Genomic DNA, 24523 nt, shown 5'->3' with positions numbered 1-24523 from the left:
TACCCCTTGTATGCTAAATCCGTCCTCACGTCAAACACCTGAAACGTGTTTAGCATGAAAAACCTGCTTAACGTACTGCCAGAATCCGTGGCGTAATAAAGACAACCAGTTCGCGACGTTCATTATCTTTCCCGTCACGACGAAACAGACGTCCCAGCACCGGGATATCGCCAAGCAGCGGGACGCTGTCGCGGGCGGTTTTGTTTTTCTGCGAAAAGATGCCGCCCAACGCTAAAGTCTCGCCGCTGCGAACTTCCACCAGGGTCTCTATCTCCTGCTTATCGATGGCCAGCGCTTCGCCGTTTTCCTGCTTCAGCACCTGGCCTGGCGTATTCTCGCTTATTCGCAGCTTAAGCCGCACTCTTCCCTGCTGCAGCACCGTCGGCGTGACCTCCATGCCCAGCACCGCCTCTTTGAACTCCACCGAAGTGGCGCCGCTTTCGCCACTGGAAACCTGATAGGGGATCTCGCTTCCCTGCTTGATGCTGGCAGGCTGCATGTGGGAGGCCAATAAACGCGGGCTGGCAATAATTTCGACCTGCTGCTTGCGCTCCAGCGCGGATAGCTCCAGCTCAAGCAAGCGACCGTTGATCTTGCCGATGTTAAACCCTGCGCGGGTGCTGGCATCGTTTACCGATACATCGCTGCTTAGGGTGGTGATTTGCCCGGAGCCTGGCGGGCTTCCGGCTTCCGCAAGCCGCCACTTCACCCCCAGCTCACGAAGGCTGGTTTCGCTCATCGACACGATATGGGCGGCCAGCTCCACCTGGCCGACCGGCAGATCCATCTCCTGCGCCCAGGCCTTCAACGCCGGCAGGTGCCGGGCATCATCGCGGATCAGCAGCCGATTAGTCCGCTTGTCCGCCATCAGGTGTCCCCTGGCGCTGAGCAGCTTTCCGCCGCTTTTAGCCAGCTCTTCAGCGTCGGCAAAGTGCAGGGTCACGCTCTCCGCCTGCAGGGGCAGGTTCTGCAGGCGTTTCTCCTGTTCGGCTTCACGCTGCGCCTGATTTGCCTTTTGCCAGGCCTGAGTGTGCGCGTAGATGACCGTCCCCTGCTGTTGCAAAGAGAGACCCGCGCTATCCGCTACCGCCCGCAGCGCCTGGCTCCAGGGAACCTTCTGCAGACGCAGGGAGAGCGTGCCGCTGACGTCCGGCGCGACGACGAGGTTCTTATGGTTCATTTCGGCCAGGGCTTGCAGCACCTGGGCCACTGGCGCATCGTCAATCACCAGCGAAACCGGTTTATCATTGCGGGCGGCGGGGGCCACCGCCAGCGGCAGCAGCAGAAGCAGCAGGCTTATCCATCGCATCATGTTGTTTCCCTTCACGTTGCCAGCGCCACGCTGGCGGTTCACATCCCGAAGACGTGACGATGTCCAGCTCACCGGCCGTCAGCCGGCTCACCCGCCAGCCCGTGGGCAATTGCTCATCCATGCGTACCCGTCGCCACTTTCCGTTCCCATCCTGCAGAAACCCCGTCCAGCCAGCCTCATCCCCAACCGCCCCGCCATAGCGCCATTGCGAAAGCTGCGCCGTGCGGCAGGGATCCTCAACCGGCTGGAAAGGGTCACGCTCGGCCGCCAGCAGCGACAGCGGTAGCCACAGGAAGATCCAGCGTTTACCGCTCATCTTCCGCCTCCAGCAGCAGTCGCAGGCGGAGCGTCTGCGTCTCACGGCCCAGCGAAAACGAACGCGGATTCATCCCGCAGCGCGCCAGCCAGGAAAAAAGCGCGGGTACCGTTGACCAGGACAGGGTCAGCTCCATCTCGCCGCCGCTTCCCTGCGGACGCCAGGCGATAAGCTTCGCTCCGGAGAGCGGAATGGCTATGGGCGAAAATGACTGCGTGTCGATGCGCGCCCCGGGATTTTCCTCGCCGGGGATGCGCAGCGCCATGATCCGCCGCCACTGCGTTTGCAACGCCGCATCACGGGTTACCGCCGCCTGCGGCGGGCGCAGATCGCGCCAGAGCGCCACGCCGCCTCCCGACAGCCCCATTGCGAGCAGGATCGGCAGCCCCGTCCAGGCGCCCCGAAGGTTAATCCGCATCAGCGCGCGCTCCCGTCAGGGTAAAACTGAACTGCCAACGCCCCTCGGCGTCGCGCTGGGTCCCGCCGGCTTTTGCCGGCGCGAATCCCGCGACGCGAGTCAGCGCAGCCTCCACGCTGGTTAGCGCCTGCAGGTTAAGGGCCAGGCCGTCCAGCGTGAGGAGTACGCCCTGGTACTCCAGCCGCGTCAGCCACGCCTGCGCGGGCAGATCTGCCGCCAGCGCCTGCAGCCTGGGTTGCCAGGCGGCGATCGCCGATCTGCGCTGGTACTGCTGGCGCTGCCGTTGATGCTGCTGCCACGCCTCACGCATCGCCTGCTCGCGCTGCTTAAGCGAAGCGAGCAGCTGCGCGTCGGCCGTCGTGTGAAGCGTCGCCAGGAAGTCGCGCTGCAGACGCGCCGTTCGGCTCACCAGCAGGCCCATCCCGCCCAGCAGCACAATGCCGATGGTTAACAACAGGACGTAGCGCAGGCGCTGGCGGCGACGCAGGTCGCGCCAGGGAAGAAGATTAACGACATGCGTCATGCCGCCCGCCTCCCAGCGCCAGCCCAAGGGCAATGGCGTAACGATCGCCATCGGCTGGCAGCGGGGGCTGCCGACGGTGAATCACTTGCCAGACATCAAAGCGACTGGCCTCATCGCCCGCGTCAATACACAGGCGCAGCGGAACCTGAAGCTGCCCCGCCAGCTGGCTTAAGGACCCGACATCAGCGCAGGCGTCACTGCCCCAGGCCTCACGGGTCGCCCACAGCCAGCGCTTTTCATCCCGCCACGCCAGGCCCTGGTCTGCCGCAGTCATCCAGGGGAAAAAGGCGCCGAGCGCACTGGCATCCGGTACGATGGCCGCCACCCGCAGCCGCAGCCGCCCTGCCAGCTCCCGCAGAACATTGATATCCAGCCGCTGCGCCGCCGTAACCTGCCAGCCGTCATCCCGCGAGGTGGGGGCATAATCAATACATAGCGCGGAGGCAGGCATTGCCAGCTGCTGGCTCATGGCGCTGGCTACCCACGTCGCCTGTTCCCGCTCCCGCAGGGCGAACTGGGGATACGGAAGACGCTTTTGCAGTGTGCGCACCGCGGGAAAGGCGATACTAACCTGATGCTGCGCCGGTAGCTCCCGCCGCCAGGCGGCCAGCCGCGAACCGAGTGCGCTGACGTCCGCCACCATTCCCTGACGTACCAGCCCCGGCGGCAATGGGATACGCCACCAGCGGCGCAGCGCCCAGTGTGAACGTTCATGCAATAGCGCGACAATGGCAATGCTATCCTGTTGGATATGCATTCCAAGCCGCCAGTTTCTGAAAGCCATGCTTACGATCTCCTTATCCGGCAAAACTGCCCGGCTATATCAATGCACCTGGCTTGCCTTTATACTACCGCGCGTTTGTTTATAAACTGCCCAAATAAAACTAAATGGGAAAACACCGGTGAAGTTCGTAAAGTATCTATTGATCCTTGCAGTCTGTTGCGTACTGCTGGGAGCAGGCTCGATTTTTGGCCTCTACAAATACATAGAGCCGCAACTCCCCGACGTCGCAACCCTGAAGGATGTGCGTTTGCAGATCCCGATGCAGGTCTATAGCGCCGACGGTGAGCTTATTGCGCAGTACGGCGAAAAGCGCCGTATCCCTGTGACGTTGCAGCAAATTCCCCCCGAGCTGGTGAAAGCGTTTATCGCCACCGAAGACAGCCGCTTCTATGAGCACCACGGCGTCGATCCGGTAGGTATTTTCCGCGCCGCCAGCGTGGCGATGTTTTCAGGCCACGCCTCCCAAGGCGCCAGCACCATCACCCAGCAGTTAGCGCGTAACTTCTTTCTCAGCCCCGAGAAGACGTTGATGCGTAAGATTAAAGAGGCCTTTCTGGCCATCCGCATCGAGCAGTTGCTGAATAAAGATGAAATCCTTGAGCTGTATCTGAACAAGATCTACCTCGGCTACCGCGCCTATGGCGTCGGCGCCGCGGCGCAGGTCTATTTTGGCAAACCTATCGACCAACTGACCCTGAGTGAGATGGCGGTGATTGCCGGTCTGCCGAAAGCGCCTTCCACTTTTAACCCGCTCTATTCGATGGATCGCGCGACCGCCCGTCGCAACGTGGTGCTGTCGCGTATGCTGAGCGAAGGGTACATCACCCAGGCGCAATACGATGAGGCGCGCAGCGAACCCATCGACGCCAGCTATCACGCGCCGAAAATCGCCTTCTCCGCCCCTTACCTGAGTGAAATGGTGCGCCAGGAGATGGTGAATCGCTACGGCGAGCAGGCCTACGAAGATGGTTATCGGGTCTACACCACCATTACCCGTAAAAACCAGCAGGCGGCCCAGCAGGCGGTACGCAATAACGTGCTGGATTACGATATGCGTCACGGCTACCGCGGCCCGGCCAGCGTACTGTGGAAAGTCGGCGAAACGCCGTGGGAGACGAAGAAGATCGTCGATTCGCTGAAGCGTCAGTCTGGCTACGGTCCGCTTTTCCCGGCGGTGGTCACCTCCGCGAATGCCCAGGAGGCTGTCGCGTTGTTGGCTAACGGCGACTCCGTTTCGCTGACGATGGAGGGCGTGCGCTGGGCCCGTCGCTTTATCTCAGATACGCAGCAAGGGGCGACCCCGCGTAAAGTCAACGACGTTGTGCAGGCCGGGCAGCAGATCTGGGTACGCAAGGTGGGTGACAGCTGGTGGCTGTCCCAGCTCCCGGACGTCAACTCAGCGCTGGTCTCCATTAACCCGCAAAACGGCGCGATTATTGCCCTTGTCGGCGGGTTTGACTTTAACCAGAGCAAATTCAACCGCGCCACCCAGGCGCTGCGCCAGGTCGGCTCCAACATTAAACCGTTCCTCTATACCGCCGCGATGGATAAAGGCTTAACGCTGGCAAGTATGCTCAACGATGTGCCGATCTCGCGCTGGGATGCGGGCGCAGGTTCCGACTGGCGGCCGAAGAACTCGCCGCCGCAGTATGCCGGTCCGATTCGTTTACGCCAGGGCCTGGGGCAGTCGAAAAACGTGGTGATGGTGCGCGCTATGCGCGCCATGGGCGTAGACTACGCCGCCGAGTATCTGCAGCGCTTTGGCTTCCCGGCGCAGAACATTGTCCACACGGAATCGTTGGCGCTGGGCTCAGCCTCCTTTACGCCCCTGCAGGTCGCTCGCGGTTATTCGGTGATGGCCAACGGCGGCTTCCTGGTCAATCCTTTCTTTATCAGTAAGATTGAGAACGATCAGGGCGGGGTCCTCTTCGAGGAGCGTCCGAAAATTGCCTGTCCGCAGTGTGATTTACCGGTAATTTACGGCGATACGCCAAAATCCAACGTGCTGGAAAACAAGGATGTGGAAGATGTCGCCACCTCCGCGGAACCGCAGAATGGCAACGTGCCGCCGCAGCCGCAGCTGGAGCAGGCCAACCAGTCGCTGGTCGCGCAGAGCGGCGCACAGGAATACGCGCCGCATGTGATTAACACACCGCTGGCCTTCCTGATCAAGAGCGCGCTGAACAGCAACATCTTTGGCGAGCCGGGCTGGATGGGCACCGGCTGGCGCGCCGGACGCGATCTGCAGCGGCATGACATCGGTGGGAAAACCGGGACCACCAACAGCTCGAAGGACGCCTGGTTCTCAGGCTACGGACCGGGCGTGGTGACCTCGGTTTGGATCGGCTTTGACGATCATCGTCGCGATCTTGGCCGGACCACCGCCTCCGGAGCGATTAAAGATCAGATCTCTGGCTATGAAGGCGGTGCCAAAAGCGCCCAGCCGGCCTGGGACAGCTTTATGAAGAGCGTGCTGGAAGGCGTTCCGGAAGAACCGTTAACTCCGCCGCCGGGTATCGTCACGGTGAATATCGACCGCAGCACCGGTCAGTTGGCGAATGGGGGCAATAGCCGGGCGGAGTACTTTATTGAAGGAACCCAGCCCACCCAGCAGGCAGTCCGTGAGGTGGGCACCACCCTGACTGACGGCGGCGGTGAAACCCACGAATTGTTCTGACAAAAAAAGCGCCTGCGGGCGCTTTTTTATTGCTGCTTAGCGTGGACGCTCGTTCAGAGTCGGCCCTGGGCCTGCAGCCATTCCCGCACTAAAAACAGCGCGCTGACGTTACGGGCCTCGTTAAAATCTTCTTCATCCAGCAGCGACATCAGCTGCGCCAGCGGCCAGCGCACCTGCGGTAGCGGCTCAGGTTCATCGCCCGGCAGTGACTCCGGATAGAGATCTTCCGCCACCATGATATTCATTTTGCTGGAGAAGTAGGAGGGGGCCATACTGAGCTTCTTCAAAAATGTCAGCTTATTGGCGCCATAGCCAACCTCTTCTTTCAACTCGCGATTGGCCGCTTCATCCACGGTTTCACCTGGATCAATCAGCCCTTTGGAGAAGCCCAGCTCGTAGGACTCCGTCCCCACGGCATACTCACGAATCAAAATAATGTGATCATCCACAATCGGCACAATCATCACCGCTTCACGGGTGGAAGGCCGCATACGTTCATAAACGCGACGCACACCGTTGCTGAACTCCAGATCGACGCTTTCGACATTAAAGAGGCGCGAACGGGCGACAGTTTCAACATTGAGAATGGTGGGTTTTTGTAATGATTTGCTCATTGTCATCGGTCTATGCTGTGATTAAGCAGTCATTGTGCGATACGCAACACGCTTTCGGCAATCCAAATTGCTACTTATTTACAGAGTTGTAACCTTTTCCCTGCAGGGGGAAAAGTAATAAAGATAAAAAAGTCAATAGCTTGAATTCGCTTTGAGAATTTACCGATTTCTGCGCTTTAACGTTTTTGGTAAGCTTGTGCGCTGCTGCATGACATATTCACTACCCTGTAAGCAGGTGCGCCGCTAACACTGCAGCTTGACGTTAGTCTTCACGTTCACCGACGATTTCGTAAGAAAAAAATAACTTTGATGGGATGGGCATGGGCACCTTTCTGATATTCCTTACAGCTCTGCTAATCTGCGTATTGCTCATCGGATGGTGGTATCGCGCTCACGCCAGACGCCGCCGACTCCCCCTACTGCACGCCTTTAGCGACGCTACCACGCGGCAGCTTCCTGCGGATGAGCGCCAGGCTATTGAGAAGTATGTTGCCGAGTTGAGCCACGCCCAGCAGGTGCCGGCGTCCGGTGCGACCAGCGCGCCTGTCGCTCTGGCGCTGAACGAACAGAGTGATACCGTCTATTCGGTGACACGCGCCATCACCCGCTACGGGATCACCACCGACGCGCCGAATAAATGGCGCTATTTCCTCGATTCGGTTGAAGTTCATCTGCCGCCGTTCTGGGAACAGCATATCAACGATGAAAACAGCGTCGAGCTGATCCCCACCGACAGCCTGCCGCTGGTTATCACCCTTAACGGTCATAGCCTGAGCGACTATCGCCAGGAAGCGCAAAGCTACGCCCTGGAACGCGCTTCGGCCACCCAGGCCTCCATTCGCGGCGAAGAGAGCGAGCAGGTAGAGTTGCGGCAGATCCGTCGGGAAACGCCTGAAGAACACGCTCTGAATCGCCCGGACGGGCTGCGCGAAGCGATCCTGATCGTCGCCTCCTTTCTGTTCTTTTATTTCAGCCTGATTGGGCCAGCTGTCTTTACCCCCTGGCTGGTCGCCGCAGGTTTGTTGCTGCTCGCCGCCGGACTGTGGGGGATTTATGCCCCGCCGCGTCGCGCCGCGCTGCGCGAAATCCATTGCCTGCGGGGCGTCCCTAAGCGCTGGGGATTGTTTGGCGAAAACGATCAGGAGCAAATCAATAACATCTCGCTGGGCATTATCGATCTCATCTATCCGCGCCACTGGCAACCCTGGATTGCCCAGGACCTGGGGCAGCAGACCGATATTGATATCTATCTCAACCGCCACGTGGCCCGTCAGGGACGCTACCTGTCGCTTCATGATGAAGTGAAAAACTTCCCGCTGCAGTACTGGCTACGCAGCGCGATTATCGCCGCCGGCGCCCTGGTGGTGGTGATTATGCTGTGGGCCAGCGTACCGTTGAATATGCCGTTTAAGTTCACCCTGTCGTGGCTGAAGGGCGCGCAAACGATTGAAGCCACTACCGTCAGCCAGCTGGAAAAAGCCCATGTGCGCATTGGCGATACGCTGCGCCTGACCGGTACCGGGATGTGTAATATCCGCACGCCGGGCAGTTGGTCCGCCAAAGAGGATTCGCCGTTCCTGCCTTTCGATTGTTCACAGATTGTGTGGAACGACGCCCCTCCTCTGCCGCTGCCGGAGTCTGACATTGTCAGCAAAGCGACCGCCCTGATGCAGTCCGTCCAGCGCCAGCTGCACCCGGAAACCGACGATGATTCCCGCGTCAGCCCTGCCCTACGCTCCGCCATTCAGAAATCAGGCATGGTGCTACTGGATGATTTCGGCGATATCGTGCAGAAAACTAACGATCTCTGCTCGGCAAAGGATGATTGCCTGCGGCTGAAGAATGCGTTGGTCAATCTTGGCAATACCCGTAACTGGGAAACGTTAACCAAGCGCGCCACCGCCGGTAAGCTGGATGGCGTGAACGTGCTGCTGCGGCCGGTCAGCGCCGAGTCGCTGGAGAATCTGGTGACCACCTCAACCGCGCCCTTTGTGATACGCGAAACCTCGCGGGCCGCGCAGGCGCTGAACAGCCCGGCTCCCGGCGGTTTTCTTATCGCCAGCGATGAGGGCAGCGTACTGGTCAATCAGCCGTGGCCGGCGGTGAGTCTGTATGATTATCCGGCCCATGAGCAGTGGGGCGAACTGCGGCGGCTGGCCGGTATGCTCATGCATACCCCCTTCCATGCCGAAGGTATCGTTACCAACCTGTTTACTGACGCCAACGGCACGCAGCATATCAACCTGCATCGCATCCCCGACCGCAGCGGCCTGTGGCGTTATCTGGGCATCACCCTGCTGCTGCTTTCAATGGTGGGGTGCATGGCTTACCACGCCGTTCAGGCCCTGCGTCGTTATCAACGCCATCGTCAGCGTATGGAAGAGATTCAGAAATATTACGAAAGCTGCCTTAATCCGGTTTTGCTCCCCTCATCTGACTCGCAAGATTAATTTTCCCGGCGACAGGGTGTGATACCCTGTCGCCCATTTTCCGCTCGCTGGAGAGTCATCATGCACTTTGATATCGCCTGGCAGGAGGTCGATACCGTTCTGCTGGATATGGACGGCACGCTCCTGGACCTCGCCTTCGACAACTACTTCTGGCAAACGCTGGTGCCTGAAACCTGGGGGGCCGCCCGCGGCCTCAATTTGCAGGAGGCGAAAGACGCCATGCGCCAGGAGTATCACGCCGTGCAGCATACGCTAAACTGGTACTGTCTGGATTACTGGAGCGAGCGCCTGGGTTTGGATATTTGTGCGATGACCAGCGAACAAGGTCCGCGCGCCACGCTGCGCGAGGATACCGTGCCGTTCCTTGATGCGCTCAAGGCCTGCGGTAAGCGACGCATTCTGTTGACCAATGCCCATCCCCACAATCTGGCGGTGAAGCTCAAACACACCGGCCTGGACGCGCACCTTGATTTATTACTTTCCACCCACACATTTGGTTATCCGAAAGAGGATCAGCGTCTGTGGCGCGCCGTGGCGGAGGAAACTGGCCTTGAGGCGCACAAAACGCTGTTTGTCGACGACAGCGAGGCGATACTGGATGCCGCGAGGGAGTTTGGCATTCGTTACTGCCTGGGTATTACCAATCCTGACTCCGGACTGGCGGAAAAGCAGTATCTGCGCCATCCGGGGCTGAATGATTACCGACGACTGATCCCTTCGCTTACCCCGAAGGAGAGGCGATGAAAGAGAAGCCCACCGAAACCGTCAGACTGGACAAATGGCTTTGGGCCGCCCGCTTTTACAAAACCCGCGCGCTGGCGCGGGAAATGATTGAAGGCGGCAAGGTTCATTACAACGGACAACGTAGCAAACCCGGAAAAATCGTCGAACTCGACGCCATTCTGACGCTGCGCCAGGGCAACGACGAGCGGACGGTGCGCATTATCGGTATTACCGAACAGCGCCGCCCGGCAAGCGAAGCCGTCAACCTGTATGAAGAGACGGCGGAGAGTATCGAGAAGCGTGAAAAAATGGCCCTGGCGCGCAAAATGAACGCCCTGACCATGCCGCACCCTGACAGACGTCCGGACAAGAAAGAGCGCCGCGACCTGATGAGATTTAAACACGGCGAGAGTGAATAACTCGCGCCAGAAAGAGAGATGATTATGACTCAACACGATCAATTACATCGTTATCTGTTTGAAAACTATGCCGTGCGCGGCGAGCTGGTGACGGTGTCGGAAACCCTGGAACAGATTCTGGCGAATCACACCTATCCCCAACCGGTCAAAACGGTGCTGGCGGAGCTGTTGGTCGCCACCAGTCTGCTGACCGCGACGCTGAAGTTTGCCGGCGACATTACCGTACAGCTGCAGGGGGATGGCCCTTTACAGCTGGCGGTGATCAACGGCAATAACCAGCAGCAGCTGCGCGGCGTCGCGCGCGTGCAGGGCGAGATTGCGGACGATGCGGATCTGAAAACGATGGTCGGCAACGGCTACCTGGTCATTACCATCTCTCCGGAAGAAGGTGAGCGCTATCAGGGCGTGGTCGGTCTGGAAGGCGATACGCTGGCCGCCTGCCTGGAAGATTATTTCCAGCGTTCAGAGCAGCTGCCGACGCGCCTTATCATCCGCACCGGCGATCATGAAGGCCAGCCGATGGCGGGCGGGATGCTGCTGCAGGTGATGCCGGCGCAGGATGCCCAGACTGCCGACTTCGAGCACCTGGCGACGCTTACCGAGACCATTAAGGCGGAAGAGCTGTTCACCCTGCCGGCAAATGATGTGCTGTGGCGCCTGTATCATGAAGAAGAAGTCACGGTCTACGACCCGCAGAGCGTGGAGTTCAAGTGCACCTGCTCCCGCGAACGCTGCGCCGGCGCGCTGAAGACGCTGCCGGATGAAGAGATTGATAGCATCCTCGCCGACGAAGGCGAAATTGATATGCACTGCGACTACTGCGGTAACCACTATATCTTCAATGCCATGGACATCGCCGAGATCCGTAATAACGCCTCTCCGGCCGATCCGCAGGTTCATTAATCCCCGCATCTTTCTCAGGCACAGGGCGGCAATGTTGTTTGTCGCGTTGTGCCTGACTTTTAATTTATTCGCGAGTTGAATCGATTTTCCCTGAAAGAGTTACGTAATTTAATTTCAGGAAAGCGATTACATTCACATTTCGGCAGTTTTTTTAATTACTTTTTAACCATTGAGAAACATCTAACCCCACCATCCGCCCATTTCCTGAGATAATCCACTCCACTTCGTGACAGGAGTCACCGTTTTTATCGTCATTCTGAGGAATGTCGAGATACGTAAATCTATGAGCCTGGTCGCGGTCAATACCCGGCAATTAACCCTACAATTTACAGCAGTACATCTTGGCTAAGGAGCAGTGACATGCGCGTTAATCATGGTTTAACCCCGCAGGATCTCAAGGCTTATGGTATCAATGACGTCCAGGATATCGTCCACAACCCCAGCTACGACATGTTGTTTCAGGAAGAGCTCGACCCGAACCTGGAAGGCTACGAACGTGGCGTATTAACCACTCTGGGTGCTATCGCCGTAGATACGGGCATTTTTACCGGTCGTTCTCCGAAAGATAAGTATCTCGTGCGCGACGACACCACCCGCGACACCGTCTGGTGGTCCGATAAAGGCAAAGGTAAAAACGACAACAAGCCGCTTTCGCAGGAAACCTGGCAGCATCTAAAAGGGCTGGTGACCCAGCAACTGTCCGGTAAACGCCTGTTTATCGTCGACGCTTTCTGCGGCGCCAACGCCGATACCCGTCTCAGCGTACGTTTCATTACCGAAGTGGCCTGGCAGGCGCACTTCGTTAAAAACATGTTCATCCGTCCGAGCGATGAAGAGCTGGCTGAATTCGTGCCCGACTTCATCGTGATGAACGGCGCGAAATGCACCAATCCGCAGTGGAAAGAGCAGGGCCTCAATTCGGAAAACTTCGTCGCCTTCAACCTCACCGAGCGCATTCAGCTGATCGGCGGCACCTGGTACGGCGGCGAGATGAAGAAAGGGATGTTCTCGATCATGAACTACCTGCTGCCGCTGAAGGGCATCGCCTCCATGCACTGCTCAGCCAACGTCGGCGAGAAAGGCGATGTCGCCATTTTCTTCGGCCTCTCAGGCACCGGCAAAACCACCCTCTCCACCGACCCGAAACGCCGCCTGATTGGCGATGACGAACATGGCTGGGATGACGACGGCGTGTTTAACTTCGAAGGGGGCTGCTACGCCAAGACCATCAAGCTCTCTGAAGCGGCCGAGCCGGATATCTATCACGCCATCCGCCGCAACGCCCTGCTGGAAAACGTGGTGGTACGCGCCGACGGCACGGTCGATTTCGATGACGGTTCAAAGACCGAAAATACCCGCGTCTCCTACCCCATCGACCACATCGACAACATTGTTAAGCCGGTGTCTAAAGCGGGTCACGCTACCAAAGTGATCTTCCTGACGGCCGATGCGTTCGGCGTCCTGCCGCCGGTCTCCCGCCTGACCGCCGACCAGACGCAGTACCATTTCCTGTCCGGGTTTACCGCCAAACTGGCCGGCACCGAGCGCGGCGTAACCGAACCCACGCCAACCTTCTCCGCCTGCTTCGGCGCCGCCTTCCTGTCGCTGCACCCGACGCAGTACGCCGAAGTGCTGGTCAAACGCATGCAGGCGGCTGGCGCGCAGGCTTATCTGGTCAATACCGGCTGGAACGGCACCGGCAAGCGCATCTCGATTAAAGATACCCGCGCGATCATCGACGCCATCCTCAATGGCTCGCTGGACAACGCGGAGACCTTTACCCTGCCGATGTTTAACCTGCAGATCCCGACGGCGCTCCCGGGCGTGGATACCCACATCCTCGATCCGCGCAGCACCTATGGTTCCCCGGAGCAGTGGCAGGAAAAAGCCGACCAGCTGGCGAAGCTGTTTATTGAGAATTTTGAGAAGTATACCGATACGCCAGCGGGCGCCGCGCTGGTGGCGGCAGGACCGCAGCGCTAACGGGCGCAAAGGTGAAAAAGCCGGGCTTGCCCGGCTTTTTATTGTGCAACATCCTGAGTAGCTAACCGCGGGCGCGATCAGCTCTCCCTGGCGGGTTTCATCGGCGTCAGCATCCGGTGCACCGGCAGCCAGGCGCGGATCAGTAACCCGCCGCGTTCGCTGGAGCCAATCTCCAGCCGGCCGTTGTGATTGTCGATAATACGCTGAACAATCGCCAACCCCAGCCCAGTGCCGCTGGTGCTGCGGGCGCTGTCGCCGCGTACAAACGGCTGAAACAGGTGCTCCCTCTGCTCAGGTTTAATCCCCGGTCCATCATCTTCTACCTGGAACCAGGCCCGGCTCGCTTCGCTGCCGCTGCTGACCTTGATCCAGCCATTGCCATAGCGGGCCGCGTTGACCACCATATTCGCCAGCGCGCGCTTGATAGACAGCGGGTGCATACGTACCGGAATTTCGCCGGCCTGCAGGGCGGTGGCGATTTCCCTCTCATAGCCGCTCTCCGCAGCGATCACTTCCCCCAGCACCGCATTCAGATCCGCCAGCTCCATCGGCATCTCCTGCCCGGTGCGCAGATAGTCGATAAACTGCTCGATGATGGCGTTGCACTCTTCGATATCTTTGTTGATCGACTCCGCGAGATAGCCGTCCTGCTCGCCCATCATCTCGGTGGCCAGACGAATGCGGGTCAGCGGAGTACGTAAATCGTGGCTGACCCCGGCCATCAGCAGCGTACGGTCGTCAGCCAGCTGCTTCACGCCCGCCGCCATATGGTTAAAGGCGCGCGTCACCGAACGCACTTCGGAGGCGCCATACTCGCGCAGCGGCGGCGGAATAATGCCGCGCCCGACCTGCAGCGCCGCGTGCTCCAGATCCACCAACGGGCGGTTCTGAATACGAATAAACAGCCAGGCGCCGCCTATCGCCAGCAGCATGATCGCCAGGGTATAGCGGAACAGCGGCGAGAAGTCGCCCTGATGGATCTCGGTCAGCGGCACCCGCACCCAGATATTGGGCGACAGCCAGGTCTTCAGCCACACCACAGGGGAGCTTTTATTGACCTCTACCCGCACCTCTGTGGGGCCACCAAGCTGATGGGCCATCTGCTGACTTAAGAATTCATAATGCTGCGCCCAGCGCAGGCCTGCGTCTTCCGCCGCTTCATTGGAATAGAGCGAAATCCCCAGCTCGCGATAAATTTCACGACGAAACGCCGGGGGCACCACCAGCTGGGTGCCATCCTCCAGCTGCAGTTTGTCGGTCATCAGCATACGCACTTCGTAGGCTAACACTTTATTAAACTGCTGGAGACTCGGCAGGATCGCGAAATTCAGTACCACCAGATAGGTCGTCACCAGGCTGACGAACAGCAAGGTGACGATCAGGAGCAGTGTGCGAGCAAAGGAGCTGCGCGGCGAAAAGCGCACGCGTTTCATGCCTTAGAACCGTCCGGGACGAAGACGTAGCCCAGACCCCAGACGGTCTGGATGTAGCGCGGATGCGCCGGGTCCTCTTCCACCATGCGGCGCAGGCGGGAGATCTGTACGTCGATGGAGCGCTCCATCGCAGAGTATTCGCGGCCGCGGGCGAGGTTCATCAGCTTATCGCGCGACAGCGGCTCACGGGGATGGCTCACCAGCGCCTTCAGGACCGCGAATTCGCCGCTGGTCAACGGCATCGGCTCGTCTTCACGGAACATCTCGCGGGTGCCTAAATTTAGTTTGAATTTACCAAAGGCGATAACCGCCTCTTCCTGCGACGGCGCGCCCGGCAGCTCGTTCGCCTGGCGGCGCAGCACCGCCCGGATGCGGGCCAGCAGTTCGCGCGGGTTAAACGGCTTCGGAATATAGTCGTCAGCCCCGATCTCCAGACCCACGATCCGATCGACCTCTTCGCCTTTCGCCGTCACCATAATGATCGGCATCGGGTTACTCTGGCTGCGCAGACGACGGCAGATAGAGAGACCATCTTCGCCCGGCAGCATCAGATCCAGCACCATCAGGTGGAAGGATTCACGGGTTAACAGACGATCCATCTGTTCGGCGTTCGCCACGCTACGAACCTGGAAGCCCTGCTCGGTCAGATAACGCTCGAGCAGCGCACGCAGGCGCATGTCGTCATCCACAACCAGAATCTTATAATTCTCTTGCATTGTTTGTACTCCCAAAGGTTCACTGCAATAGTCAGTGCGTATTCTCAAAAAAGCCCGGCGCGCTCACCAGCTAAATCTGGTATATATTCCAGGCTAAATTGTTACAAAGCATATTTAACAGCAGGTTAAGTATACATTTAATCATAAGACACAGTATTTATCCTGTCGGTATTATTACGCGCTACAAATTGTGCGCAACGACAGACAGTCAGAAGGTTGAACTCACGATGAAAACGCCGCTGATCACCCGCGAGGGATATGAAAAACTGAAGCAGGAGATGGACTACCTGTGGCGCCAGGAGCGTCCGGAAGTGACCAAAAAGGTGACCTGGGCCGCCAGCCTCGGCGACCGCAGCGAGAACGCGGACTACCAGTACAACAAAAAGCGCCTGCGGGAGATCGATCGCCGGGTCCGCTATCTGACCAAATGTCTGGAACAGTTGAAAATCGTCGATTACTCGCCGCAACAGGAAGGTAAAGTCTTCTTCGGCGCCTGGGTAGAGATTGAAAACGATGAAGGCGATATCAAGCGCTTTCGCATCGTCGGTTACGATGAAATTTTTGGCCGCAAAGACTATATCTCCATCGACTCGCCGATGGCGCGCGCACTGTTAAAAAAAGAGGTTGGCGATCTGGCCATCGTCAACACGCCGGCGGGCGAAGCCAGCTGGTATGTCAACGAGATCGAATACGTTAAATAGACAAGAACTTTCCGAGAGACGCCCGGCGCGGCTGGTATTTTTAGCCGTCAGTCCGTATAACTAGTCCCTGTTTTTTGACCCTAAAGATGAATTAAAAGCCATGATGAATGATTCGCTCTGCCGCATTATTGCGGGTGAACTTCAGGCCAGAGCCGAACAGGTAGAAGCTGCCGTTCGCCTGCTTGATGAAGGGAACACCGTGCCGTTTATTGCACGTTATCGTAAAGAAGTCACCGGCGGTCTGGATGACACGCAGCTGCGTAATCTGGAAACTCGCCTCGGCTATCTGCGCGAACTCGAAGACCGTCGTCAGGCGATCCTCAAATCCATCGCTGAACAGGGCAAACTGACCGACGCGCTGGAAAAAGCCATCAACACCACGCTCAGCAAAACCGAACTGGAAGATCTCTACCTGCCGTACAAGCCGAAGCGCCGTACACGCGGGCAGATCGCTATCGAAGCCGGGCTCGAACCGCTGGCTGACCTGCTGTGGAACGAACCGGCCCACGATCCGGAAGCGGAGGCCGCAAAATATATTGATGCCGATAAGGGCGTAGCCGACAGCAAAGCGGCCCTGGACGGCGCGCGCTATATTCTGATGGAGCGGTTTGCCGAAGACGCCGCGCTGCTGGCGAAGGTCCGTGACTATCTGTGGAAAAACGCCCACCTGGTCTCCACCGTCGTCAGCGGTAAAGAAGAGGAAGGCGCCAAATTCCGCGACTACTTCGATCACCATGAACCGATCGCCACCGTGCCGTCGCATCGCGCGCTGGCGATGTTCCGCGGTCGCAACGAAGGCGTCCTGCAGCTCTCTTTAAACGCTGACCCGCAGTTTGACGAGCCGCCGAAAGAGAGCCACGGCGAGCAAATTATTATCGACCACCTGGGCCTGCGCCTGAATAACGCCCCGGCGGACAGCTGGCGTAAAGGCGTCGTCAGCTGGACCTGGCGGATCAAAGTCCTGATGCATCTCGAAACCGAGCTGATGGGCACCGTGCGCGAACGCGCGGAGGACGAGGCAATCAACGTCTTCGCCCGCAACCTGCACGATCTGCTGATGGCCGCGCCCGCCGGGCTGCGCGCCACCATGGGACTCGATCCGGGCCTGCGCACCGGGGTGAAAGTGGCCGTCGTCGACGCCACCGGTAAACTGGTCGCTACCGATACCATCTATCCCCACACCGGCCAGGCCGCCAAAGCGGCCGTCGCCGTCGCCGCGCTGTGTGAGAAGTACAACGTTGAGCTGGTGGCCATCGGCAACGGTACCGCCTCGCGTGAAACCGAGCGTTTCTTCCTCGACGTGCAGAAACAGTTCCCGAAGGTCACCGCCCAGAAGGTGATCGTCAGCGAAGCCGGGGCTTCCGTTTACTCCGCCTCCGAGCTGGCGGCGCAGGAGTTTCCGGACCTCGACGTGTCGCTGCGCGGCGCGGTCTCCATCGCCCGCCGTCTGCAGGATCCCCTGGCCGAGCTGGTGAAAATCGACCCGAAATCCATTGGCGTCGGCCAGTATCAGCACGACGTCAGCCAGACCCAGCTGGCGCGTAAGCTGGACGCGGTGGTGGAAGACTGTGTGAACGCCGTCGGCGTTGACCTGAACACCGCCTCCGTTCCGCTGCTGACCCGCGTCGCCGGCCTGACCCGCATGATGGCGCAGAACATCGTCGCCTGGCGCGACGAGAATGGTCAGTTCCAGAACCGCCAGCAGCTGCTGAAAGTCAGCCGTCTGGGGCCGAAAGCCTTTGAACAGTGCGCGGGCTTCCTGCGTATCAACCACGGCGACAACCCGTTGGATGCCTCCACCGTTCACCCGGAAGCTTACCCGGTGGTCGAACGTATTCTGGCCGCCACCCAGCAGGCGCTAAAAGATCTGATGGGCAATAGCAGTGCGCTGCGCCACCTGAAGGCAGTGGACTTCACCGATGAGAAGTTTGGCGTCCCGACGGTCACCGACATTATCAAAGAGCTGGAAAAACCGGGCCGCGATCCGCGTCCGGAGTTTAAGACCGCGAAGTTCGCCGATGGTGTGGAGACCATGAATGACCTGCTGCCGGGAATGATTCTGGAAGGTGCCGTCACCAACGTCACCAACTTCGGCGCGTTTGTTGATATCGGCGTTCATCAGGACGGACTGGTACACATTTCGTCGCTTTCTGACCGGTTTGTTGAGGATCCGCACACCGTGGTGAAAGCGGGCGACATCGTCAAGGTCAAAGTGATGGAAGTCGATCTGCCGCGTAAGCGTATCGCCCTGACCATGCGTCTCGACGAGCAGCCGGGCGACAGCAACGCCCGCCGCGGCGGTGGTCAGGAGCGCCCGCAGGGAAATCGCCCGGCTGCGAAAGCCGCCAAACCCCGCGGTCGCGAGGCGCAGCCTGCCGGCAACAGCGCGATGATGGATGCCCTCGCCGCAGCGATGGGTAAAAAACGCTAAACTCTCCCTGCCCCTTTTTCAGGGGCAGTTTTTTTCATGACCAGGCCATCGCCATCACACGCAAAACAGGTTCAGTTGTTTCTGATAACCTGCTTTTATTCCACGCCTGAAAGGCAGCGAAATTAATATTTTCATTTCGTTAACTTCAGAAACCTTAATTAAACATTAGATCGCCGAAATAATATTTCGCGCATTTTTGATTACAGGCTGACTTTGCGGCATATCAATAAAAAGGTGATTTTCACTTTAAAAATAGCCTGCAGCGCATCATATGTATTGATGATAAAAACCATTCTCATTATCATCGATTACAGAACGTTTTTTCTTTTTTCGTTGGCTACGGTCCCCGGCGCAACTGCCTCCAGGCGTCCGGAAAATTCTTCTTCGGTTAGCGATAGACAAGTAGGCCCTATGCAATTCACACCTGATAGTGCGTGGAAAATTACCGGTTTTTCTCGCGATATTAGCCCAGCATACCGTCAGAAACTGCTCTCCCTCGGCATGCTGCCCGGTTCCTCTTTTCATGTGGTTCGCGTGGCGCCGCTCGGCGATCCTGTTCATATTGAAACCCGACGCGTCAGTCTGGTATTACGCAAAAAAGATCTCGCCTTAATCGAACTGGAAGCGGTTGCACAATAACGGCTGGCCCGGCACAAGAGTCTGAAATATGCAAAAATTAACCGTTGGTTTAATTGGTAATCCTAATTCCGGCAAGACCACCTTATTTAATCAGCTGACCGGCGCTCGCCAGCGCGTGGGCAACTGGGCTGGGGTGACCGTTGAGCGTAAAGAGGGGATTTTCGCCACCACTGACCACCAGGTCACGCTGGTCGACCTCCCGGGAACCTACTCCCTGACCACCATCTCCTCGCAGACCTCGCTGGACGAGCAGATTGCCTGCCACTACATCCTGAGCGGCGACGCCGACATGCTGATTAACGTGGTCGATGCCTCCAACCTCGAGCGCAACCTCTATCTGACGCTGCAGCTGCTCGAGCTGGGGATCCCCTGCGTCGTCGCGCTGAACATGCTGGATATCGCCGAAAAGCAGCAGGTGCGGATCGATATCGACGCCCTCGCCGCCCGTCTCGGTTGCCCGGTCATTCCGCTGGTATCGACTCGCGGACGGGGGATCGAAGCGCTGAAGATCGCCCTCGACCGTCATCAGGCGAACAGCGATCTTGAGCTGGTCCACTATCCGCAGCCGCTGCTGCGCGAAGCTGACCTGCTGGCGCAGCAGATGTCAGCGCAGATCCCGACCCGGCAGCGGCGCTGGCTGGGTCTGCAGATGCTGGAGGGCGATATCTACAGCCGGGCCTATGCCGGCGACGCCGCCGATAAACTGGATATCGCCCTGGCGAATCTCAGCGACGAGATCGACGACCCGGCGCTGCACATCGCTGACGCGCGCTATCAGACCATCGCCGCCATTTGCGACGCCGTCAGCAATACCCTGACCGCCGAACCAAGCCGCTTCACCGCCGCGATGGACAAAGTGATCCTCAACCGCTTCCTCGGGTTGCCGATTTTTCTCTTTGTCATGTACTTGATGTTCCTGCTGGCGATCAACATCGGCGGCGCGCTGCAGCCGATTTTCGATGCCGGCTCGGTCGCGATCTTTGTGCATGGCATTCAATGGCTGGGTTACACCCTGCACTTCCCGGACTGGCTGACCGTGTTCCTCGCCCAGGGGATCGGCGGCGGTATCAACACCGTGCTGCCGCTGGTGCCGCAGATCGGCATGATGTATCTGTTTCTCTCCTTCCTTGAGGACTCCGGCTACATGGCGCGCGCCGCCTTTGTGATGGATCGCCTGATGCAAGCCCTCGGCCTGCCGGGGAAATCCTTCGTCCCGCTGATTGTCGGTTTTGGCTGCAACGTGCCGTCGGTGATGGGCGCCCGCACCCTTGACGCGCCGCGCGAGCGTCTGATGACCATTATGATGGCGCCGTTTATGTCCTGCGGCGCGCGGCTGGCGATCTTCGCCGTCTTCGCGGCCGCCTTCTTTGGGCAGAACGGCGCGCTGGCGGTCTTCTCGCTCTATGTGCTGGGCATTGTGATGGCCATCCTCACCGGCCTGATGCTGAAGCACACCATTATGCGCGGCGAAGCCTCGCCGTTCGTGATGGAGCTGCCGGTGTACCACGTCCCGCATATCAAGAGCCTGATTATCCAGACCTGGCAGCGCCTGAAAGGCTTTGTGCTGCGCGCCGGGAAGGTGATCGTCATCGTCAGCATCTTCCTCAGCGCGCTGAACAGCTTCTCACTGAGCGGTAAGGTCGTCGACAACATCAACGACTCCGCGCTGGCCTCGGTGAGCCGGGTCATTACGCCGGTGTTTAAACCGATCGGCGTGCATGAAGATAACTGGCAGGCCACCGTCGGCCTGTTTACCGGCGCGATGGCGAAAGAGGTGGTAGTGGGTACGCTGAACACCCTCTATACCGCCGAAGATATCCAGAATGAGGAATTCAATCCGCAGACCTTCAGTCTCGGCGAAGAACTGCTCGCCGCCGTCGATGAGACATGGCAGGGACTGAAAGACACCTTCAGCCTCAGCGTCCTGGCCAACCCCATCGAAGCCAGCAAAGGCGATGGCGAAATGGCCACCGGCGCCATGGGGGTGATGGGCAGTAAATTTGGCAGCGCGGCGGCGGCATACAGCTACCTGATCTTCGTCCTGCTCTATATTCCCTGCATCTCGGTGATGGGCGCCATCGCCCGCGAATCAAGCCGCGGCTGGATGACCTTCTCCATCCTGTGGGGGCTGAATATCGCCTATTCGCTCTCGACGCTCTATTACCAGACCGTTAGCTTTAGCGATCACCCGCGCTACAGTCTGGTGTGTATCCTGGCGGTAGTGTTGTTCAACGTGGTGCTCTTCGGCCTGTTGCGCCGGGCGCGCAGCCGGGTGGACGTCTCGCTGCTGGCCACGCGAAAAACGCCGCCCTCCTGCTGTTCCAGCCCGGCTGGCGATTGCCACTAAGGAGGGATTGTGGCGTCGTTAATGGAAGTCCGCGATATGCTGGCCCTGCAGGGCCGCATGGAGGCGAAACAGCTCAGTGCTCGCTTGCAGACACCTCAGCCGCTGATTGACGCCATGCTTGAGCGAATGGAAGCCATGGGTAAGGTGGTCCGGATCAGCGAAACGAGCGAGGGCTGCCTCTCCGGCAGCTGTAAAAGTTGCCCTGAAGGGAAAGCGGCGTGCCGACAGGAGTGGTGGGCGCTGCGATGAAAGGAGTCAGGCCTGGTCGCGCAACGAGGTAAAACGAGTAAGACAGCTATGAAAAACGGGCCAGCAGGCCCGTTTTCTTATGACTGGATTATTTATAAACGTCAGCGTTCGCGTGTACGGTTTTTTCGTTTTTCTGCCCGGCAATCACCACAAAGTATTTCCCACCCAGCTCATCGGCTTTTTTCGACAGATCGCGTCGGGCATCCATCGGCGACGTCGTCCTGGAGGTCGTAATGCTACCGACCTTGGTCAGATTCATCTTCGCCACGTCTTCTTTTTGGATCTCTTTCGCGGCGAATGCGCCGAAAGAGAGGGTGCCTATCACCAGAGATGCAACCATTCCTGTAACAAGTTTCATAGCCTCTACTCTCCATAAGGTTGTTATTGTAGGTCACGGTGGCGGATTGAAATAATCAACCACCGTAACAACCTAAGTATTGCTAGGAATGGCCCTTTTACCATGGCGCGGCAAAAAAAATTACCCCAGCCGCGTCTTCAGCGCCAGCAGCGGCTCGCAGAAGGCCGCGGGATGGGAAACAAACGGCGCATGCGCGGCCTTATCGAAGAGGATTGACTCGCTTTCCGGCCACAGGTCATCCAGCAACGGGACGATCTTGCGCGGCACCAGTCCATCCAGCCGGCCATACAGCCGCAGAAACGGCATCGGCAGCCTGACCAGCGCCTGACGCAGATCGACGGTTCTGAGGATCTCCAGTCCGCCATTCAGCGCCTCGGCGGAAGGCATCGGCAGCGAGAGCACCGCCTGCTTTAACGCCCGCGCATCCTGACGCGCGCTCTCTGTGCCCATGGTTTGCAGGGCGAGGAATCGCTCGACGGTGCGCTGGAAATCGTCGCTCAGCTGCTGCTGAAATCCGGCCAGCACCTCGGGCTTGATGCCGGGCCAGTCGTCACGAGCCGCGAAACAGGGGGAAGAGGCAACCGTCACCAGCGCCTGCACGCGTTCCGGACGCATAATCGCGACCTGGCTGGCCACCAGCCCGCCCAGGCTCCAGCCCAGCCACACCGCCTGTGGAGGGGCCTGCTCCAGCACCCGCTGCGCCATCGCCTCCAGCGACATCGCCCCAAACCCGCCGCTGCGGCCATAGCCCGGCAGATCCACCAGGTGGAGGGTAAAATGCGAAGCCAGCTGCGGCGTGATGCAATCCCATACCTGAGCGTTCAGCCCCCAGCCGTGCAGCAGCACAAGATGACAATCTCCTTCGCCGATTGTTTGCCACCAGATGTCGTTCATCCGTTACCGTTCTCTTTTTACTGGACAGAAGGCCAAATATGCTAACAGCACACAGCTTATGCTGGCTATGCCAAATGCCGCTGGCAGTCGCCCGCTGGGGGATCTGCTCCCGCTGCAGCCGCGCCCTGCTCGCCTGTCCCCCGCTCTGCCCGCAGTGCGGCCTGCCGGCGGCGGCATCCCGTCACCCCTGCGGCCGCTGCCTGCAAAAGCCGCCTCCCTGGCATCGGCTGGTGGCGGTCAATGACTATCGCCCGCCGCTGAGCGGTCTGGTGCAGCAGCTGAAGTTTCACCATCGCCCGGAGCTGGGCCCCGCCCTCGCGCGTCTGCTGCTGCAGCGCCTTCTGCAGCGTGACGATTTGCCGCCAGTAGACGCTCTGGTCGGCGTGCCGCTATGGCATCGCCGTCGCTGGCGCCGGGGTTATAATCAGTGCGACGAACTGTGCCGACCGTTAGCCCGCTGGCGAGGATGCGTCTGGCATCGCGAAGGCCTGACTCGCCAGCGAGCCGGCGCCGTCCAACATTCGCTCAATGCCCGCCAGCGCAGGCAGAACCTGAAAAATGCCTTTCAGCTTGAATTTGCCGTGCAGGGACTCCATATCGCTCTGGTGGATGATGTCGTCACGACCGGCAGCACCGTCGCCGAGATATCCCGCCTGCTTTTGCGAAACGGCGCCGCGACGGTTCAGGTATGGTGTTTGTGCCGTACCTTGTAGACCCCCGCTGATGGGCGTATTATAACCCAGTAAAATAGTCAACTATTAGGCCAACGCTATGATCCGTATTTCCGATGCTGCACAAGCGCACTTTGCCAAACTGCTGGCAAATCAGGAAGAAGGGACGCAAATTCGCGTATTTGTGATTAATCCCGGCACCCCAAACGCTGAGTGCGGCGTATCCTACTGCCCACCGGATGCGGTGGAAGACACCGACACGGCGCTGAAATTTGAACAGCTGACCGCCTATGTCGATGAGCTCAGCGCGCCCTATCTGGAAGACGCTGAAATTGATTTCGTCACTGACCAGCTCGGCTCGCAGCTGACGCTGAAAGCGCCGAACGCCAAAATGCGCAAAGTCTCTGACGATGCCCCGCTGATGGAGCGCGTCGAGTACCTGCTGCAGTCGCAGATTAACCCGCAGCTGGCAGGCCACGGCGGCCGCGTATCGCTGATGGAGATCACCGACGACGGTCTGGCTATCCTGCAGTTCGGCGGCGGATGCAACGGCTGCTCGATGGTCGACGTGACCCTGAAAGAAGGTATTGAAAAACAGCTGCTGAACGAGTTTCCGGAGCTGAAAGGGGTTCGCGATCTGACCGAGCACCAGCGCGGCGAGCACTCCTACTACTAAACCCTTCCTCCGGCGGCAGCCTGCCGCCGGATCGCCGTGATCCATTCTGTGTTACCGCGCAACATCTCCCGCTAAACGACCGGCAAAAACCGGGGAAAGAGTATGACTTAAGTCTCATATTTAACATTTTCCCACGTCAGGTGATTCTCAACCCTCACATGTTACCCGTATCATCCATTTCAGGCGCCACCGGCAAAAAAATAGCCAGCTATCCTTTCTCTGGGTAAGGATAATGCAAGCGTTTACGGCGCCAGACTATTTTGCTCCCTGACGGAGCGGATGCTCT

23 protein-coding genes are annotated in these 24523 nt (G+C 58.8%); 13 read left to right on the top strand and 10 right to left on the bottom strand.

Annotation, left to right across the window (positions count from 1 at the left end):
• Nucleotides 1–67: 67 nt before the first annotated feature.
• Genes hofQ through OHJ17_RS01775 form a run of 5 tightly spaced genes read right to left on the bottom strand, consistent with a single transcriptional unit; the run spans nt 68 to nt 3353 of the window.
• Nucleotides 68–1312, bottom strand: coding sequence for a DNA uptake porin HofQ (hofQ, locus tag OHJ17_RS01795; RefSeq protein ID WP_004174030.1), 1245 nt, complete (start codon nt 1310–1312; stop codon nt 68–70).
• On the bottom strand, nt 1245–1628 hold the full coding sequence (locus tag OHJ17_RS01790) for a HofP DNA utilization family protein (RefSeq protein ID WP_002920279.1): 384 nt from the start codon (nt 1626–1628) through the stop codon (nt 1245–1247). Before OHJ17_RS01790 ends, hofQ begins: the two co-directional genes overlap by 68 nt.
• Complete coding sequence (locus OHJ17_RS01785) at nt 1618–2046, bottom strand: HofO family protein (protein WP_004188339.1); 429 nt, start codon at nt 2044–2046, stop codon at nt 1618–1620. Before OHJ17_RS01785 ends, OHJ17_RS01790 begins: the two co-directional genes overlap by 11 nt.
• The gene (locus OHJ17_RS01780; RefSeq protein WP_004174028.1) at nt 2036–2569 is read right to left on the bottom strand and encodes a PilN domain-containing protein; all 534 of its coding nucleotides are present in this window, start codon (nt 2567–2569) and stop codon (nt 2036–2038) included. The genes OHJ17_RS01785 and OHJ17_RS01780 overlap by 11 nt, the downstream gene beginning before the upstream one ends.
• Nucleotides 2553–3353, bottom strand: coding sequence for a type IV pilus biogenesis protein PilM (locus OHJ17_RS01775; RefSeq protein ID WP_020323926.1), 801 nt, complete (start codon nt 3351–3353; stop codon nt 2553–2555). Before OHJ17_RS01775 ends, OHJ17_RS01780 begins: the two co-directional genes overlap by 17 nt.
• Before the next feature lie 118 nt (nt 3354–3471).
• Here OHJ17_RS01775 and mrcA point away from each other — a divergent pair, with 118 nt between their 5' ends.
• On the top strand, nt 3472–6030 hold the full coding sequence (gene mrcA, locus OHJ17_RS01770; RefSeq protein WP_004185951.1) for a peptidoglycan glycosyltransferase/peptidoglycan DD-transpeptidase MrcA: 2559 nt from the start codon (nt 3472–3474) through the stop codon (nt 6028–6030).
• 53 nt (nt 6031–6083) lie between these two features.
• Here the strand turns inward: mrcA and nudE are convergent, their stop codons facing one another.
• Complete coding sequence (gene nudE / locus OHJ17_RS01765; RefSeq protein ID WP_002920321.1) at nt 6084–6644, bottom strand: ADP compounds hydrolase NudE; 561 nt, start codon at nt 6642–6644, stop codon at nt 6084–6086.
• A gap of 320 nt (nt 6645–6964) precedes the next feature.
• On the opposite strand from nudE, the gene OHJ17_RS01760 reads away from it, so the two are divergent.
• The 5 genes from OHJ17_RS01760 (at nt 6965) to pckA (ending at nt 13122) form a co-directional block, all read left to right on the top strand.
• Nucleotides 6965–9094, top strand: a complete 2130-nt coding sequence (locus OHJ17_RS01760; protein ID WP_032433631.1) for an intracellular growth attenuator family protein — start codon at nt 6965–6967, stop codon at nt 9092–9094.
• Between the two features lie 60 nt (nt 9095–9154).
• On the top strand, nt 9155–9838 hold the full coding sequence (gene yrfG, locus OHJ17_RS01755) for a GMP/IMP nucleotidase (protein ID WP_004181456.1): 684 nt from the start codon (nt 9155–9157) through the stop codon (nt 9836–9838).
• Nucleotides 9835–10236 (top strand): ribosome-associated heat shock protein Hsp15, encoded by a 402-nt coding sequence (hslR, locus tag OHJ17_RS01750; RefSeq protein WP_004188326.1) that lies wholly within the window; start codon nt 9835–9837, stop codon nt 10234–10236. The genes yrfG and hslR overlap by 4 nt, the downstream gene beginning before the upstream one ends.
• Nucleotides 10237–10254: 18 nt before the next feature.
• Nucleotides 10255–11139, top strand: a complete 885-nt coding sequence (hslO, locus tag OHJ17_RS01745) for an Hsp33 family molecular chaperone HslO (protein WP_004188324.1) — start codon at nt 10255–10257, stop codon at nt 11137–11139.
• 360 nt (nt 11140–11499) lie between these two features.
• Complete coding sequence (gene pckA / locus OHJ17_RS01740; RefSeq protein WP_004210368.1) at nt 11500–13122, top strand: phosphoenolpyruvate carboxykinase (ATP); 1623 nt, start codon at nt 11500–11502, stop codon at nt 13120–13122.
• A 77-nt stretch (nt 13123–13199) separates the two neighbouring features.
• Here pckA and envZ read toward each other — a convergent pair whose 3' ends face one another.
• Nucleotides 13200–14555, bottom strand: a complete 1356-nt coding sequence (gene envZ / locus OHJ17_RS01735; RefSeq protein ID WP_004901073.1) for a two-component system sensor histidine kinase EnvZ — start codon at nt 14553–14555, stop codon at nt 13200–13202.
• A complete protein-coding gene (ompR, locus tag OHJ17_RS01730) occupies nt 14552–15271 on the bottom strand; it encodes an osmolarity response regulator transcription factor OmpR (RefSeq protein WP_001157751.1) in 720 nt (239 codons plus the stop codon). The genes envZ and ompR overlap by 4 nt, the downstream gene beginning before the upstream one ends.
• A 227-nt stretch (nt 15272–15498) precedes the next feature.
• On the opposite strand from ompR, the gene greB reads away from it, so the two are divergent.
• The 5 genes from greB (at nt 15499) to feoC (ending at nt 21638) form a co-directional block, all read left to right on the top strand.
• Entirely contained in the window at nt 15499–15972 is a 474-nt protein-coding gene (gene greB, locus OHJ17_RS01725; protein WP_002920503.1) for a transcription elongation factor GreB, read from the top strand.
• A 100-nt stretch (nt 15973–16072) separates the two neighbouring features.
• The gene (locus OHJ17_RS01720; protein ID WP_004150056.1) at nt 16073–18403 is read left to right on the top strand and encodes a Tex family protein; all 2331 of its coding nucleotides are present in this window, start codon (nt 16073–16075) and stop codon (nt 18401–18403) included.
• A gap of 411 nt (nt 18404–18814) precedes the next feature.
• Nucleotides 18815–19042 carry a ferrous iron transporter A gene (gene feoA, locus OHJ17_RS01715; RefSeq protein ID WP_002920506.1) on the top strand — a complete coding sequence of 76 codons (228 nt, stop codon included), beginning with the start codon at nt 18815–18817 and terminating at the stop codon, nt 19040–19042.
• Between the two features lie 28 nt (nt 19043–19070).
• Complete coding sequence (gene feoB / locus OHJ17_RS01710) at nt 19071–21389, top strand: Fe(2+) transporter permease subunit FeoB (RefSeq protein WP_023301312.1); 2319 nt, start codon at nt 19071–19073, stop codon at nt 21387–21389.
• A gap of 9 nt (nt 21390–21398) precedes the next feature.
• Complete coding sequence (gene feoC, locus OHJ17_RS01705; protein WP_002920509.1) at nt 21399–21638, top strand: [Fe-S]-dependent transcriptional repressor FeoC; 240 nt, start codon at nt 21399–21401, stop codon at nt 21636–21638.
• Nucleotides 21639–21726: 88 nt separating this feature from the next.
• Here the strand turns inward: feoC and OHJ17_RS01700 are convergent, their stop codons facing one another.
• Both OHJ17_RS01700 and bioH read right to left on the bottom strand, forming a co-directional pair.
• Nucleotides 21727–21996 (bottom strand): YdgH/BhsA/McbA-like domain containing protein, encoded by a 270-nt coding sequence (locus tag OHJ17_RS01700; RefSeq protein WP_002920510.1) that lies wholly within the window; start codon nt 21994–21996, stop codon nt 21727–21729.
• Between the two features lie 120 nt (nt 21997–22116).
• A complete protein-coding gene (gene bioH / locus OHJ17_RS01695) occupies nt 22117–22890 on the bottom strand; it encodes a pimeloyl-ACP methyl ester esterase BioH (protein WP_004174021.1) in 774 nt (257 codons plus the stop codon).
• 38 nt (nt 22891–22928) lie between these two features.
• On the opposite strand from bioH, the gene gntX reads away from it, so the two are divergent.
• Complete coding sequence (gene gntX, locus OHJ17_RS01690; protein ID WP_004185961.1) at nt 22929–23603, top strand: DNA utilization protein GntX; 675 nt, start codon at nt 22929–22931, stop codon at nt 23601–23603.
• A 58-nt stretch (nt 23604–23661) separates the two neighbouring features.
• Nucleotides 23662–24237: a Fe-S biogenesis protein NfuA gene (gene nfuA / locus OHJ17_RS01685; RefSeq protein WP_002920540.1), complete on the top strand. Its 576-nt coding sequence runs from the start codon at nt 23662–23664 to the stop codon at nt 24235–24237.
• The last annotated feature ends 286 nt before the right edge of the window (nt 24238–24523 follow it).

Source organism: Klebsiella sp. KP20-425-1, assembly GCF_025813515.1.
GTDB classification, from domain to species: domain Bacteria; phylum Pseudomonadota; class Gammaproteobacteria; order Enterobacterales; family Enterobacteriaceae; genus Klebsiella; species Klebsiella pneumoniae.
Note: the sequence above shows the minus strand (reverse complement) of the source record. Positions and strands in the feature narration are given on the sequence as shown.

Excerpts from the sequence above, each read along its gene's own strand:
- hofQ (WP_004174030.1), bottom strand. The coding sequence starts at position 1,312 with ATGATGCGATGGATAAGCCTGCTGCTTCTGCTGCTGCCGCTGGCGGTG.
- OHJ17_RS01790 (WP_002920279.1), bottom strand. The coding sequence starts at position 1,628 with ATGAGCGGTAAACGCTGGATCTTCCTGTGGCTACCGCTGTCGCTGCTG.
- OHJ17_RS01785 (WP_004188339.1), bottom strand. The coding sequence starts at position 2,046 with ATGCGGATTAACCTTCGGGGCGCCTGGACGGGGCTGCCGATCCTGCTC.
- OHJ17_RS01780 (WP_004174028.1), bottom strand. The coding sequence starts at position 2,569 with ATGACGCATGTCGTTAATCTTCTTCCCTGGCGCGACCTGCGTCGCCGC.
- OHJ17_RS01775 (WP_020323926.1), bottom strand. The coding sequence starts at position 3,353 with ATGGCTTTCAGAAACTGGCGGCTTGGAATGCATATCCAACAGGATAGC.
- nudE (WP_002920321.1), bottom strand. The coding sequence starts at position 6,644 with ATGAGCAAATCATTACAAAAACCCACCATTCTCAATGTTGAAACTGTC.
- OHJ17_RS01760 (WP_032433631.1), top strand. The coding sequence starts at position 6,965 with ATGGGCACCTTTCTGATATTCCTTACAGCTCTGCTAATCTGCGTATTG.
- yrfG (WP_004181456.1), top strand. The coding sequence starts at position 9,155 with ATGCACTTTGATATCGCCTGGCAGGAGGTCGATACCGTTCTGCTGGAT.
- hslR (WP_004188326.1), top strand. The coding sequence starts at position 9,835 with ATGAAAGAGAAGCCCACCGAAACCGTCAGACTGGACAAATGGCTTTGG.
- hslO (WP_004188324.1), top strand. The coding sequence starts at position 10,255 with ATGATTATGACTCAACACGATCAATTACATCGTTATCTGTTTGAAAAC.
- pckA (WP_004210368.1), top strand. The coding sequence starts at position 11,500 with ATGCGCGTTAATCATGGTTTAACCCCGCAGGATCTCAAGGCTTATGGT.
- envZ (WP_004901073.1), bottom strand. The coding sequence starts at position 14,555 with ATGAAACGCGTGCGCTTTTCGCCGCGCAGCTCCTTTGCTCGCACACTG.
- ompR (WP_001157751.1), bottom strand. The coding sequence starts at position 15,271 with ATGCAAGAGAATTATAAGATTCTGGTTGTGGATGACGACATGCGCCTG.
- greB (WP_002920503.1), top strand. The coding sequence starts at position 15,499 with ATGAAAACGCCGCTGATCACCCGCGAGGGATATGAAAAACTGAAGCAG.
- OHJ17_RS01720 (WP_004150056.1), top strand. The coding sequence starts at position 16,073 with ATGATGAATGATTCGCTCTGCCGCATTATTGCGGGTGAACTTCAGGCC.
- feoA (WP_002920506.1), top strand. The coding sequence starts at position 18,815 with ATGCAATTCACACCTGATAGTGCGTGGAAAATTACCGGTTTTTCTCGC.
- feoB (WP_023301312.1), top strand. The coding sequence starts at position 19,071 with ATGCAAAAATTAACCGTTGGTTTAATTGGTAATCCTAATTCCGGCAAG.
- OHJ17_RS01700 (WP_002920510.1), bottom strand. The coding sequence starts at position 21,996 with ATGAAACTTGTTACAGGAATGGTTGCATCTCTGGTGATAGGCACCCTC.
- bioH (WP_004174021.1), bottom strand. The coding sequence starts at position 22,890 with ATGAACGACATCTGGTGGCAAACAATCGGCGAAGGAGATTGTCATCTT.
- gntX (WP_004185961.1), top strand. The coding sequence starts at position 22,929 with ATGCTAACAGCACACAGCTTATGCTGGCTATGCCAAATGCCGCTGGCA.
- nfuA (WP_002920540.1), top strand. The coding sequence starts at position 23,662 with ATGATCCGTATTTCCGATGCTGCACAAGCGCACTTTGCCAAACTGCTG.